Here is a 13,311-nt window from a genome sequence, read left to right on the forward strand (position 1 = left end):
GACGAAAAGGCCCCGCTTGCGGGGCCTTTTTCTGCGGGAGGACATCCACTCCGTCACCTGCCAATGAACCCTGACGGCAGTTCCACCGACGGCCTGCAACGCAGATAGTTTCGATCGCGGTCCAGCGCCTGTTCCCAGCCGTTGCCTACTTTACGGATCACGCGTCCTTCGGAGCAGGACACGCCGGCGGCCCGGGCTTCGGCAGTGCCCAGTGCGGGAATGTCGAGTTGGATCTGGGACGGTCGCGGTCGTCCAAAGGTGTGGGCCAGGTCGTCCTGCATAGTGAAGTCCACGTGTTCGCAGTAGGCATGCGTCCAGGGACGAGGATCGTTTGCCAGCAGCTTGCGGCAATCCAGGCGTGGAATCGGGGCCACGTTGCGCTGCGGATTCACACGCGCGATGCCTTGCCCGACCGCTGAGCGGGTTTGCGCGAATGCGCTCGCCGAGACGGCGATGAGGAGCAGCCCTGCGGCTGCCCGTTGAATGACGTCCATGATCTCCCCCTGTGCGGAGAGCTTAGCGACGCCCGGCCCATGGTGCTTAGACAAAACCGCGCTTAGCCACGTAGAAGTCGAGCACAGTTGAAGACAACAGCGCCGGCCCCCGCCAGGGCACAGCCGCCTTCGCTCAGGACGCGCGATCCGCCAACAGCAGCGGCGCCACGGTCGCCCGTTGCACCATCACGCACTGGTCGGCGATGGCAGACAGGCCAAGCCGATGCGAAACCGCCACCAGCGCCGTCTGCGGCAAGCGGCGCCGCAGCGTGCTCAGAACCTGCTGTTCGGCGACGGCATCGAGCGCGCTGGTGGCTTCGTCGAGCAAGGCCACGCGCGGTCGGCGCAGCAGCACCTGGGCGATCAGCAACCGCTGCAGTTCGCCGCCGGACAGGCGCGCGCCGGCACCGTGCGCGGCGGTGTCCAGGCCGGCGCCGCCCTGCAGGCGCGCGGCCAGGCCGACGTCGCGCAGGGCCTCCCACATCGCCGCCTCGCTCGCGCTCGGCGCCGCCCAGGCCAGGCACTGCCGCACGCTGTGCTGCCAGGGCCGCACGCTCTGGGCGACATAAGCCAAGGGCTGCAGCGCGGCGCGATAGCCGGCGAAGTCGAGCGCACGGCCGTCGCAGTGCGCGGCGAACTGCGGTGGCGCGACCATGCCGGCCAGCGCGTCCATCAGGCTGCTCTTGCCGGCGCCGGATGGGCCGCTGATCAGGGTCAGCGTGCCTGGCGCGAGGACCAGACCGGTCAAGGCCACCGCGGCCAGCGGCGGCGCCAGGCCGATGCGTTCGATCTGGATCGGCGCCGTCGCTGCTGTCGCCGCACTGGGCTGCGCCGCCACGGTGCCAGGTGGTGTTGGCAGCGTGCCGAGCGCCACGTAGCGCTGCCACAATTCCAGTGCAGGCGCGGCCGAGCGCAGTTGCTGCACGCTCTGCCGGGTCGAGACCAGGTACGGCAGCAGCCGTCCCAGCAGCAGGCCGACGGTGATCAGCGCGCCGCGGTCGATGCCGTGCCACACCCCAGCCAGCAGCATGATCGCGGCGATGGCCGCCACCGCCGCCAGTTCCAGCAACAGGCGGCCGGAGGCGACCAGTGCCTGCTGGCGCGCGTAGCCATAGGCGAGCCGACCGGCGATCGCCTCGTAGGCTTCCTGCTCGCGCGCCTCCCGTGCGAAGGAGCGCACGTGGCGCAGGCGCCGCGGGAAATCCTCGCTGAGCCAGAACAGCCGGGTCATGTCGGCGACGTACTGGCGGCTGACCCGGGCCTGTTCGTGGCCGGCGATGCGGAAGGCGAGCAGGCCCAGCGCCAGCAGCGGCGGCAGTGCCAGCACCAGCATGGGCGAGACCAGGAACGCCGCGGCCAGGCTCACCGCCGCGGTGATCGCCGCCACCAGCAGTTGCAGCAGCGCGCTGAAGCCCTGCACCACGATCTCGACGTTGTAGGTGAGCAGGTTGGCGATTTCCGCCGAGCTGGCGTCGGCCAGGGCCGGCAGCGGCGCCTGCAGCAGCCGCGCATGTACCTGCCGGCGCAGGTCCAGCGCGTGGCGGCTGGCCAGGTCCGCGGCCAGTCGTGTGCCCCACCAACGCAGCAGGGCGAAGCCGCTGCTGGCGGCAACGAACAGCAGGGTCTGCGCGAGGAAGCCGGTCGGCAACGGCAAGGCGTGGCCGGCCAGGGTCAGCACGTGGCCGGGTTGCACCAGCGGCACCAGCGCGACCGCCGCCAGCGCGCCGGCGAGCGCGCCGAGCAGCGACAGCAGCACGTACCAGGCGATGCGCAGGCGTTCGCCGCGGCCGAGCACGGCGACGAAGGCGCGCAGCAAGTGCGATGCCGGTTGCGGACGTGTGCTCATCGATGGGTATCCATGCGGCGGACCATCGACGCGGTGCGCCATCCGCACTCCCCTGCGTCGGCGATGCACGTCGCCGGCACCGTCACGTTTTGAACAGGATCAGGCCAACAGTGTCTGCAGCGCATCGACCGAGGCCTCCGGATGCGTGCCGCGCTGCAGTTCGTACACGCCCAGTCGTTGCACCTGGCGCGCGAACAACGGCCAGTGCGGCTGGCCCGCGGCGTAGGGCTGGTCCGCGGCCAGGCGTGCCGCCACGTCCGCGTCGGGCATCGGCTGCAGCAGCCGCTGCGGATCGGCGGCCATGGTGGCTGAGACGAACACGGCCGCGGCCAGCCGCAACGGTGCCTGTGCCAGGCGCCCCTCGCCCTGGCGGATGTCCACCTCGTGCTTCAGCGCGCCGCTGCGGCGGCGGATCATCGGCGCCGCGGCGATCCAGGCGCGGGTCTGCGGATCGAGCAGGTGCAACAGTTCCGGCCGCAGATGCAGAAAGTTGCCGATGCCGGTGGCGAGCAGGTAGTGCGGGGCGACGAACAGCGCGTCCTCGGCAAGGAACTCCAGCCCACGCAGCAGGCTGTGCAGCGCCAGGGTCGACTTGCCGGCACCGCTGCCGCCGAGCAGCAGCACGCCGCGGCCGTCGCGGCCGACGCAGGCGCCGTGCAGCGGCACCAGGCGCATGCCGTGCGCGGCAAGCACGAACACGGCGAACTCGATCAGTTCGTAACGCACGTGGTAGGCGTGCGCGAGCATGTCCTCGGACACCACCACCAGCGCCCTGCGCTGCTCGGGCACCAGCACGACGTAGTTGTGCGCATCGATCACCCCGCTCAATACACCCGCGCCGGAATGGGTCTGCACCGGCGGCGGTTCCATTGCCAGCGCGTAGGGCGCGTCGCCGCGGTCCACCAGGGTCAGTTCGATACGGAATGCGTCGCTCTCCGGCAGGCGATGCGCCGGCACCGCGCCGAATGCCGCTTCCACCAAGGCCAGCAGCGCCGGACTGTTGCTCTCGAAGTGGAAGCGTCCACCCAGCAGCTGTTTGCTGAGGGTGTGGGGGCGCCGCAGCTGGGTGTGGAACGGATCGCAGGCACCGCCCGCAGCGACGACTGGCGTGGCGTGGTCGCTTGTTGCCACGTCCAGGACACGCACGGTCGATCGCTGCATCGGAGAAGAGTCGCTTGGGTGGATGCAGCGTGGGTGCGCCTGCCGTGACCAAAGGTTGCGCGTGGTCATGCCGGTGTTTCGCGCAACCAAACGGCGCAGCCCCGGCACCTACCGCCACGGCCACCTGTGCGCGGCCATCGCTGCATGCGCCCCTCCCCCGCGGCGCCGAACGAGACCTTTCGCCGATGCTCAAGATCCAGGTCAGCCACTCCTACTTCCTGCGCTACGACCCCAAGCAATGGGAACGCGGCAAGCCGTACCCGCCGCTGGCCACGCTGCAGGTGGCGGCACTGCTGCGTCAGCACGGACACCAGGTGACGCTGTTCGACGCGATGCTGGCCGAGGGCGTGGAGGACTACGACCACGCCGTCCGCACGCAGTGGCCGGACCTGGTGGTGTTCTACGAGGACAACTTCAACTTCCTCACCAAGATGTGCCTGAGCCGGATGCGCGAGGCCGCGTGCCGGATGATCGCCGAGGCGCGCGCCGGCGGCAGCCGGGTACTCGTCGCCGGCTCCGACGCCTCGGACCATCCGGAGGCGTTCCTTGCGGCCGGTGCCGACGCGGTGCTGATCGGCGAAGGCATCGCGGCCTTGCTGGACCTGGTGGCGCGGCTGCAGGCGGAACCGGACATCGACCCGGCGCGCTGGGTGGCCGGCCTCGCCGAGGTGGCCAGCGCGGTGCTGCCGCAACTCAAGCGCGCGCAGATCGGCGCGCGGCCGCCGGATCCGCGGCTGTCGGTGACGGCGGCCTGGGACCTGCTGGATATCCCGCGCTACCGCGCGTTCTGGCAGCAGCGACACGGCCATTTCAGCCTGAACATGGCCGCCTCGCGCGGCTGCCCGTTCCGCTGCAACTGGTGCGCCAAGCCGATCTGGGGCAATCACTACAAGCGCCGCGAGGCGCAGGACGTGGCCGCGGAGATGACCCAGCTCAAGCGCAGCTTCGCACCCGACCATGTGTGGATGGCCGACGACATCTTCGGCTTCCACGTGGACTGGGTGGAGGACTTCGCCGATGCGCTGGCCGCCGCCGACGGCGCGGTGCCCTTCACCATCCAGACCCGTGCCGACCTGTGCAGCGAGCGCATGACCGCCGCCCTGGCGCGGGCCGGCTGCCGCGAGGCCTGGATCGGCGCGGAGAGCGGCAGCCAGCGCATCCTCGACAAGATGACCAAGGGCACCGACGTGGACGGCGTGATCGCCGCGCGCCAGCGGCTGGGCGCGCAGGGCATCCGCGTCGGCTTCTTCCTGCAGCTGGGCTACCTGGACGAGCAACTCGACGACATCCTCGCCACGCGCCGGCTGGTGGCGCAGGCGCGCCCGGACGACATCGGCGTCAGCGTGTCCTATCCCCTGCCCGGCACCGTGTTCTACCAACAGGTCAAGGACCAGCTCGGGCGCAAGACCCATTGGCAGGACAGCGACGACCTGGCGATGATGTTCCGTGGCGCCTACGACTCGGCGTTCTACCGCCAGGTACGCGATCTGCTGCACCGGCAGGTGGACCTGCAATGCCGCGAGGATGCGCGCCCGGCGCCGACGCACGCGCAGGACTGGGCGGCGCTGGACGCCGACTGGGCAGCGCTGATCGCGCGCGAAGCCGAGCATCGGACCGACGCGCCGCCAGCACCGGCGGCCAAGGCGGTCGCCGCCGGCGGCAGCCGCCGCATCCCGCTGGTGCAGCGCTCATGAGCGACCTGGCGACGCCCTCGTCTCCGGCCGTGGCGGCCGACCTGCCGACAGCGGCAGCCGCGGCGACGCCGGCACACCTGCCGTTGCGGCGCATCGGCCGTGGCCTGCGCCTGGCCACCGAAACCCTGGCGCATGAGCTGGCACGCCCCGGTGCGCCGATGCCGGACTGGAGCGGCCTGCACTGGCAACTGGCCGCAGCCGCGGCGGTCGCGCACGGCGTGGCGCCACTGCTGAGCCAGCGCTCGCAATGGCCGGACCGGCCGTGGCGCGCGTTCCTGGAGGGGCAACGCGAACACGTGGCGCAGCGCTACCAGCGCATCGCGGCGTTGCTGCAGCGAATCGACGCCCTGGCGCAGACCGCCGGCCTGGCGATCGTGCCGCTGAAAGGCGCGGCGCTGCATGCGCAAGGCCTGTATCGGCCGGGCGACCGGCCGATGGCCGACATCGACCTGCTGGTGCGTCCCGAGGACGCCGAGCGCGCCGCGACTTTGCTCGCCGCGCTGGGCTACGTGGCCGAGTTCGCGCAGTGGAAGCACCAGACCTTCCGTCCGGCGCAGGCGCAGGCGGTGGGTGGCCTGGGCGAGCACCGCGACACGCCGATCAACATCGAACTGCACGTGCGCATCCAGGAGCGCCTGCCGCTGCGCAGGGTCGACCTTGGCACGCAGCTCCTGCCGGACGACGGCAGGCCCGGCCTGAATCCCTACCCCAGCAACGGCGCGCTGATGCGCCACCTGCTGCTGCACGCGGCCGGCGGACTGTGCAGCCGCAGCCTGCGGCTGATGCACCTGCACGACCTGGCCTTGCTCGCTCCGCGCATGCGCGCCAGCGACTGGCAGATGCTGACCGGCACCGACGCCTGGTGGGCATGGCCGCCGCTGCGGTTGATGCTGCGTTACTACCGCGCGGCGATTCCGTCGGCGGTGCTCAAGCAACTGCGCGCGCAGTGTCCGCCGCTGTTGCGGCTGCGCGCGCGCGGACTGGATCTGACGGGTGCGTCGTGCTCGCAACTGTGGCTGCCGGCGCTGCCGGGCATCGAATGGGCGCGTTCGGGCGGCGAGGTGCTGGACTATCTGCGCCAGCGCCTGCAGCCCTCGGCGGAAAGCCGCCAGGAACGCGCCGAGATGATCCGCACCCAACTGTGGTTGCAGGGCCAGGACTGGGTGCGCCTGCCGCAGCGCCGCCGCGTGCTGCAGCGCCTGCTGCGCCCGGTGCCGCGCATGGACACGCTGTACGCGGTGCGCACCGCGCTGCAGGGCTATGCGCCGTCGTCGGAATGACGCACGCCCCCCTAGAGCGCGCAGTAAACGACCGTCGCAGGAGCGGCTTCAGCCGCGACACACGCCACAGGAATGGCTGTCGCGGCTGAAGCCTCTCCTACGACAAAACGCGATGCCCTCTTAAAGGCGAAGCGCCGGCACGCCGCGCTGCGCGTCAACCGTTCTGCGCCGCGCGCCGCTCATCGGTGCTGCGCGGTGCGCACAGGCGCTGGTACAGCGTGGTGAAGCCGCGCACGCTGCAGTCGGCGTCCTCGCGCACGGCCCGGCATTGCGCCGCCCAGGCCAGGCGCAGGCGCAGGTCGTCGTCGCTGAGTACCTGGCGCAGCGCATCGGCCAGCCCGGCCCAGTCGGCCACGGGCACCGCCAGCGCCGCCGACGGCGCCCACTCCTGCAGATGCCCGACCGCGGTGCCCACGGTCGGCACGCCGGCCACCGCCGCTTCCAGCAACACCAGCGGCCCGGCCTCGTGCTGCGACGACAGCACCAGCAGATCCGCCGCCTCCACCAGCGGCCGCAGGTCGCGCTGGGTCTTGAAGCCGAGGAAGCGCACGCGCGCGCTCAGGCCCAGCGTGGCGACCAGGCGCTGCATCGCGCCGTCGAGGGTGTCCACGCCGACCAGGTCGATGCGGAAGTCGACCCCGGCGCGGGCCAGCGCAGCGAGTGCGCGCAACAGGGTCGTCTGGTCCTTCACCGGATTGAGGCTGGCCACGTGCAACAGCCGCGCCGGACCCTCCCCGCGCGCGCGCGGCGGGCGCGGCGGCCAGGCGCGCAGGTCCACGCCAAGCGGCACGCGTTCGGCGGCGATGCCCAACGCCCGCAGGCTGTCGAGGATGGGCGCGCTGGCGGCGGTCACCGCACTCGCCAGGCGCAACACCAGCGCCTCGCGCAGCCGTCCCTGCCATTTGCGCCGGCCGCCGTAGCCGATCGCATGCAGTGCGACCAGTTCGCCGCCGGCGATGTGCACCAGGCTCGGTCGCCGCAGCCAGCGCGCTGCCGCCACCGCGATCAGGCTGCAGTGGCCGGAAAACAGCGACTGCACCACGTCGAACGGCGCGCGGCGGTGCTCGGCGCGGATCGCGGCGATCGCCCGCCAGCGCGTACGCGCCGCGCCGATGTTGTGGATCCGCGCGCCCAACAGGTCCCATTGCGCCGGCAGCGGTTCCTGGTGCAGCACGAAGACGTGTAATTCATGCACGCGCGCCAGCCGCTCGATCAGGCTCAGGAAGGCCGGAATCACCCGGTACTCGCCGCTGCGGTCGACGCCGCCCGGTACCACCAGCGCCAGCTTCATGCCGCGCTCCGCGACGTGGCACCGAGCAACTGCGCATAGGCGCGCGCCCAGCGCCGGCCGACTGCCGCGAACGACAGCTGCGCATCGAAATGCGCGCGCACCAGCGCCCGCGACGGCCCGTCGCGCGAGGCCTGCAGCAGCGCGGTGGCCAGGCGTTCGGCGTCGCCGCAGGGCCACAGCGCGCCGACCCGGCCGCCGTCGCTGAGCGCACGGAACGCCGGGATGTCGGTCAACACCGGCACCGTGCCGCAGGCATAGGCCTCCAGCGCCGCGTAGCCGCAGCTCTCGCCCAGGCTGCCGGACACGAACAGGTCGGCCGCGCGCATCAGGGTCTGGATCTGCGCGTGCTCCACCCGGCCCAGCAGGTGCACGCGGCCGACCAGCCGCGGATCGGCCTGGATGCGCTGCTGCACCACCGGCAGCAGCGGCGCATCGCCGAACGCGCAGAACAGCTGCAGCCCGCTCAGTTGCTCGCTGGCGCGGGCCACGCCGTCGAGCACGGTGAGCGGATCCTTGCCCTCGCTCAGATGGCCGACCCACAGCACGCAGGGCGCGCCATGCAGCCCGCTGTCGCGGCGCGCCTGGTCGCGCTCGCCGGGAGTGAAGCGGCAACTGGATTCGGGAATGGCGAACAGGCGCGTGGATCCGGCGAACAGCCCGGCGCCGGCGAAACCGCGCGCCAGCTCCAGGGAGGTGAAGGCGATGCCGGCGGCGGCGGCGTACCAGCGCCGCCACTGCGGCCGCCGCCACCAGCGCGGCGGACGGTTGGCGTGGTCCTGCAGCAGGATCGGCCGCGACGGCCGCCAGCGCGCCAGCGTCGCCGCCTCGCGCGCGAACTGCAGGCCGTGCACGTGCACCACGTCGGCCTCCAGCTCGGTCAGCAGCGCGGCGATGCGGCGCAGATGGCGCCGGCGCGCGGTCTCGGCATGGCGCACGAAGTGATAGTTCACGCCGTTGCGCTGCAGGTGCGCATCGACCGCGGCGGCCTGGATCACCGAAACGCGGGTGCCGGCGCTGGCCACCGCCTCGGCGATGTCGGCCAGCGACGGCCACAGCGCGAACGCCTGCTCCGGCGTCACCCCGTCCGGCAACGGCACGAAGTTGAGTTGCACGGCATGCACGGCGCGGTCGACGTTGCCGTCCATGCTCAGATCCCGGATACCTGCGGCCGGTGCAGGCGCACCAGCCGGTTGGCCAGGTTCAGTTCCCATGGCCGGTCGTAGCGCCGGTAGCGGTAGCGCCACGCGGCCAGCGCGCTGAGGCCGCGCTTGGCCCAGCCCGGCGAGCGCTGGTCCTGCGCGGTGGGATAGCGGCAGCCGAGCACGGTGACGAAATCGCGGATGCGCTGGCGCAGCGCATCGGTGAGCCAGGGCGCATCGGCGTGGCAGGCGTAGTCCACCCACTGCGGCTGCGCCCATTCCTCCGGCGTGCGCGGGAACTGCACCGGCACCCCGTCGCGATCGAGCAAGGGCGTGCCGGCGCGGCGGCCGCGGTCCTTCTCGTGGCGGCTGCTGTCCGGCAGCGGGGTATACACGTAGACGATGATTTCCGACTGCGGGTTGATCCGCTTCAGCTCGCGGATGAACTCGAAGGTCTGCTCGGTCTCGCGTTCGCTGTCCCGCGGCGGCGCGACCATGAACGACAGCTCCGGAATCACCCCGTTGCGCCGGCACAGTTCGGCCACTTCCAGGGTCTGGTCCGGGCGCGTGCCCTTGCGGATCTCCTTGAGCATCGCCCCGCTCGGCGACTCGGCGCCGATGTAGGCCATGCGCAGGCGGCTCTTGCGCACCAGCTTCCAGGTGCTCTCGGACAGGTTGAGCAGCGCGTCGGCGCGGGCGTAGCACCACCACGGCAGTTCCAGCTTCGCCATCACCTCCAGCAGCGGGATCATGTCGGCTTCGCGGTCGAAGAAGTTGTGGTCGAAGAACTGGATCGAGTCCGCGCCCAGGCCGTATTTCAGATAGCCCAGCTCGCGCTCCAGGCGGGCTGCGGTCGGCAAGGCGGTGGCGCCGCCGAACATCGCCGCCACCCCGCAGAAGGTGCAGCGGAAACGGCAGCCCAGCGCGGCCTGGTGCGAGGCGGTGCGGCGGCCGAGGAAGGTGCGGCCGAGATAGCGGCGCGGTTCGCCGAGCTTCTCGTACGGCAGCGATGGCAGCGCGTCGCCGCGCTGGAACGCGCGGTTGCGGTTGTGCACCACGGCGCCGTCGTGCTTCCAGGACAGCCCGTCGACCTGCGCCAGCGTCGGCCCCTCGCCGCGCAAGGCGGCCAGCAGTTCCGGCAAGGTGTCCTCGCCCTGCGCGCGGATCGCGTAGTCCACGTACGGCGCGGCCAGCGCGGTGTCCGGGTACAGCGTGGGAAAATAGCCGCCCCAGACGATCGGCAGCGCCGGGAAGCGCGCACGGATGGCCTGCGACAGTGCGATCGACGGTGCCAGTTGCGGCCCGCCCATGACGCTGATGCCCACCGCATCGAAGCGCTGCTCCTGTAGCGCCTGCAGGCTCCGGTCGATGAAGTCGCGGTCGACGTTGCCGTCGATGATGCGGCTGTCGCCCGTGCGATCCAGCGCCGCCGCCAGGTTCAGCAGCGACAGCGGAAAGCGGGCGCTGGACGGCTTGGTGATGGTGGGATTGACCAGCAGCGTGTTCGATGTGGAGGACATACGGTACGGACGCAGGACGGAGGTCACGGCAGGCGCCGCAGGCGCAGCACCAGGGCCACCGGCACCTGCAATGCAGCGGGATCGAAATGGGCGCCGGCGGGGACGTCCGCCGGGTCGAGCATCGGTTCGCTGACCGCGTCGATGGCCAGCCCGAGCGCGGCGCAGGCGGCGTGCCAGTGGCTGTACAGGTGCTGGGTGTGGCGCACCGCGTAGCGCTGGCCGCCGGCCTTGAAGTCGCGGCGCCAGCCCAGCGCCGGGCCGATCGGGTGCACGTCGCTGCACAGCACCCAGCCGCCGGGCCGGGTGACCCGGCGCAGTTCCGCCAGGGCCGGCGGCAGCTGCGGCAGGTGCCCCAGCGCCAGCGCGCAGAGGCTCAGGTCGGCGCTGGCGTCGGCCAGCGGCAAGGCCTCCAGGCGGCCTTCGTGCAGCGTGTAGCGGCCGGTATCGACGTCGCCCAATTCCTGCGCGGCGCGCGCCAGCATCTGCGGCGACAGGTCCACGCCGGTGACGTGGCCGGCGCCACGCTGCAGCGCATGCAGCAGGTAGCGGCCGCTGCCGCAGCCGGCATCGAGCACGTGCTGGCCGCGCAACGACGGCGGCAGCAAGGCCAGCATGGCGCGCTGCTCGGCCTGCATCACCGGGTTGTGCGCCTGCGCCGGGTAGCTGTCCGCCCACAGCGCATAGGCGTCCAGCGGGTCGAGGGTCGGGACGCCGCTCATGCGGGGCATTCCTGCGACAGGTGCGTCGTGTGTGAACGCGGTGGCGCAACGTGAAGCTCCAGGCCGGGCTCCAGCGCGAGCAGCGCCGGGTCGGCCAGCTCCGCTGCGAGCAGCTTGGGGGTCCCGTCCAGCGTTACCGGTACCGTGTCCACGCCGGCGGCTGCGAACCACGCGGCGAAATCTGGATCGGCGATCCGCGGCCGCCCGTCGCGCACGACCGCGCGCAATGCGCTGCGCGGCAGCCCGACCAGGCTGTTGGCAGGCGCGCCGCCACGGTCGGCGACGATCAGCAGATCGGCGTGTGCGCCCGGCGCCAGATGCCCGCGATCCGGCATGCGCAGGATGTCGGCCGCGGCGGTCGTGGCCAGGCGCAGTGCCTGGGTCGCGTCCAGGCCGTGGGCGGCGGCCAGGCGCAGATCCTCGAGCAGGTCGCGGCCGCCGCTGACCCGCGCATCGCTGCCCAGCGCCAGGCGCCCGGCCGCGCTCAGGCGCTGCGGATCGAGGGTGCGTCCGAGCAGGGTCAGGTTGCTGCTCGGGCACCACACCACCGCCGCGCCGCAGGCGAGCACGCGGGCGACGTCGTCCGCGCCCAGGCCCACGCCGTGGATCAGCACCGTGTTGTCCGCCAGATAGCCGCGCCGCTCCAGCTCGGCGAGTTCGCTGGCGGCCACCGCGTCGGTACCTTCGGCCAGGTGGATCATCCACGGCCAGCCGGCGACGGACGCCGCGGCGAAGCTCTGTGCCAGCGGCGGTCCGTAGTCGGGGCCGTGCAAGGTGTAGCTCCAGCCGAAATCGCGCAGCAGCGCCACCGGGAAGTCGGCCGCATCCAGCGCCGGATGCCAGGGGTCGTGGTGGGCCACGCAGGTCACCCCGGCCAGCAGGTTCTTCAACCCGCCATGGCGCAGCCGCAGCGACTTGGGCAGGGCCAGCGCGGCGGTCACCGCCGGCGTGCGGAAATGCGCGGCGAAGGCGTCGATCCAGGCATAGCTGCTGGCGAACGGCGTAGCCTGCGGCAGCGGCGGCACCGCATTGACGTGCAGATGCTCGTGGGCGTTGATCAAGCCGGGCAGCACCAACTGCCCGTGCAGATCGATGCGCAGCGCGGCCGGCGTGGCCGCCGCGGCGATCCGGCCGGCGCGCAGCGCCAGCGGTGCGTGCACCGCCCCACAGGCGTGCGCGACGCGCGCACTCTCCAGGCAGAGGTCGATGGGGGCGGCAGACGCGGCCATGCTCAGCGCTTGCGCATCACGATCAGGAAGTGATCGCCCATGTCGCGCAGCAGCGGCCAGCCGCCGATGCGGTCGTCGAGGCGGCCGAGCGCCTCCCCCAGGCGCGGATGGCGCTGGTAGTGGTCGACCAGGTACGGCGGCGGCAGGCACAGGCTGAGCGCGCGGTACGACTCCAGCGCGAAATGCGGCGAAAACGCGCGGTAGAACTCGCGTGGGAAGTAGTACCAGGTCCAGATCGTGTGCCCGTTCATGCCCACGGCGGTGGCGCCACGTGCGGCGCGCACGGCGGCACGGCGCAGGCGGCCGCGCAGCAGGTAGTGGCCCAGCTCCCACGGGCACAGGCGGCCGATCACCGAGAACACCAGGCGCCCGTCGCGGCGCAGCAGCCGTGCGCAGTGGCGCGCGACGTCGGGCAGGTCCGGCGCGCAGTTGAGCGGGCCGAAGTTGGAGTACATGCCGTCGAACTCGCCGTCGAGCAGATCCAGTTGCTGGATGCCGACATGGGCCACGCTGAGCCGGCCGCGCAGACTGGGATCCTGCGCGCGGGCACGGGTGCGCTCCACCATCTGCGGCGACCAGTCGGTGGCCAGCACGCGGTAGCCGCGCTGGGCGAAGGCGTGCGCATCCAGGCCGGTGCCGCAGCCCAGATCGACCAGCCGCGAGCCGACCGGCAACTGCGTCGCCACCGTGTCCCACAGGGTGGTGCGCATGCGCTGGATCAGCGCGTTGTTGCCGCGCGGGCCGTCGTAATCGGCGGCCACGCTGTCGAAGGCGCGCTGCGTGTCCAGCAACCGCACCGGGTCCAGAGTGGTCGTGTGCGCCGTTGCACCCGCCTTGCCATTCGCTGTCACCTGCACCTCTCCACTGCCCTGCCCTTGTCGGAATCCGCGCGCATCGAGCGCGCGGTACTGCAGGTAGGTGCGGCGGCAGCGCCGTTT

Annotated in this window: 11 protein-coding genes; 2 read left to right on the forward strand and 9 right to left on the reverse strand. The window is 72.0% G+C overall.

Translation table 11 applies throughout. The features are described from left to right. Window positions 1-53: 53 nt before the first annotated feature. The 3 genes from CEK65_RS07700 to CEK65_RS07710 all read right to left on the reverse strand — a co-directional run bounded on the left by CEK65_RS07700 (window position 54) and on the right by CEK65_RS07710 (window position 3,501). A complete protein-coding gene (locus CEK65_RS07700) occupies window positions 54-494 on the reverse strand; it encodes a hypothetical protein (protein ID WP_152181311.1) in 441 nt (146 codons plus the stop codon). A 133-nt stretch (window positions 495-627) separates the two neighbouring features. Then, window positions 628-2,340: an ABC transporter ATP-binding protein gene (locus tag CEK65_RS07705; protein ID WP_152181312.1), complete on the reverse strand. Its 1,713-nt coding sequence runs from the start codon at window positions 2,338-2,340 to the stop codon at window positions 628-630. Window positions 2,341-2,439: 99 nt separating this feature from the next. Beyond that, a complete protein-coding gene (locus CEK65_RS07710; protein WP_152181313.1) occupies window positions 2,440-3,501 on the reverse strand; it encodes a serine kinase in 1,062 nt (353 codons plus the stop codon). A gap of 185 nt (window positions 3,502-3,686) precedes the next feature. Between CEK65_RS07710 and CEK65_RS07715 the strand changes: the two genes are divergently transcribed. Next, window positions 3,687-5,195 (forward strand): radical SAM protein, encoded by a 1,509-nt coding sequence (locus CEK65_RS07715; protein ID WP_152181314.1) that lies wholly within the window; start codon window positions 3,687-3,689, stop codon window positions 5,193-5,195. Then, entirely contained in the window at window positions 5,192-6,475 is a 1,284-nt protein-coding gene (locus tag CEK65_RS07720) for a nucleotidyltransferase family protein (protein WP_152181315.1), read from the forward strand. The genes CEK65_RS07715 and CEK65_RS07720 overlap by 4 nt, the downstream gene beginning before the upstream one ends. 154 nt (window positions 6,476-6,629) lie before the next feature. Here CEK65_RS07720 and CEK65_RS07725 read toward each other — a convergent pair whose 3' ends face one another. Genes CEK65_RS07725 through CEK65_RS07750 form a run of 6 tightly spaced genes read right to left on the reverse strand, consistent with a single transcriptional unit; the run spans window position 6,630 to window position 13,224 of the window. Beyond that, window positions 6,630-7,766 carry a glycosyltransferase family 4 protein gene (locus tag CEK65_RS07725; protein WP_152181316.1) on the reverse strand — a complete coding sequence of 379 codons (1,137 nt, stop codon included), beginning with the start codon at window positions 7,764-7,766 and terminating at the stop codon, window positions 6,630-6,632. Continuing rightward, complete coding sequence (locus CEK65_RS07730) at window positions 7,763-8,911, reverse strand: glycosyltransferase family 4 protein (RefSeq protein WP_193314726.1); 1,149 nt, start codon at window positions 8,909-8,911, stop codon at window positions 7,763-7,765. The genes CEK65_RS07725 and CEK65_RS07730 overlap by 4 nt, the downstream gene beginning before the upstream one ends. 2 nt (window positions 8,912-8,913) lie before the next feature. Continuing rightward, on the reverse strand, window positions 8,914-10,425 hold the full coding sequence (locus CEK65_RS07735; protein ID WP_152181317.1) for a radical SAM protein: 1,512 nt from the start codon (window positions 10,423-10,425) through the stop codon (window positions 8,914-8,916). Window positions 10,426-10,448: 23 nt separating this feature from the next. Further along, window positions 10,449-11,144: a class I SAM-dependent methyltransferase gene (locus CEK65_RS07740; RefSeq protein ID WP_152181318.1), complete on the reverse strand. Its 696-nt coding sequence runs from the start codon at window positions 11,142-11,144 to the stop codon at window positions 10,449-10,451. Then, window positions 11,141-12,373 carry an amidohydrolase family protein gene (locus CEK65_RS07745; protein WP_152181319.1) on the reverse strand — a complete coding sequence of 411 codons (1,233 nt, stop codon included), beginning with the start codon at window positions 12,371-12,373 and terminating at the stop codon, window positions 11,141-11,143. The genes CEK65_RS07740 and CEK65_RS07745 overlap by 4 nt, the downstream gene beginning before the upstream one ends. A 2-nt stretch (window positions 12,374-12,375) precedes the next feature. Beyond that, the gene (locus CEK65_RS07750; protein WP_152181320.1) at window positions 12,376-13,224 is read right to left on the reverse strand and encodes a class I SAM-dependent methyltransferase; all 849 of its coding nucleotides are present in this window, start codon (window positions 13,222-13,224) and stop codon (window positions 12,376-12,378) included. Window positions 13,225-13,311 lie beyond the last annotated feature (87 nt).

It is taken from the genome of Xanthomonas sp. LMG 12459, from assembly GCF_009192905.1.
Lineage (GTDB): Bacteria > Pseudomonadota > Gammaproteobacteria > Xanthomonadales > Xanthomonadaceae > Xanthomonas_A > Xanthomonas_A sontii.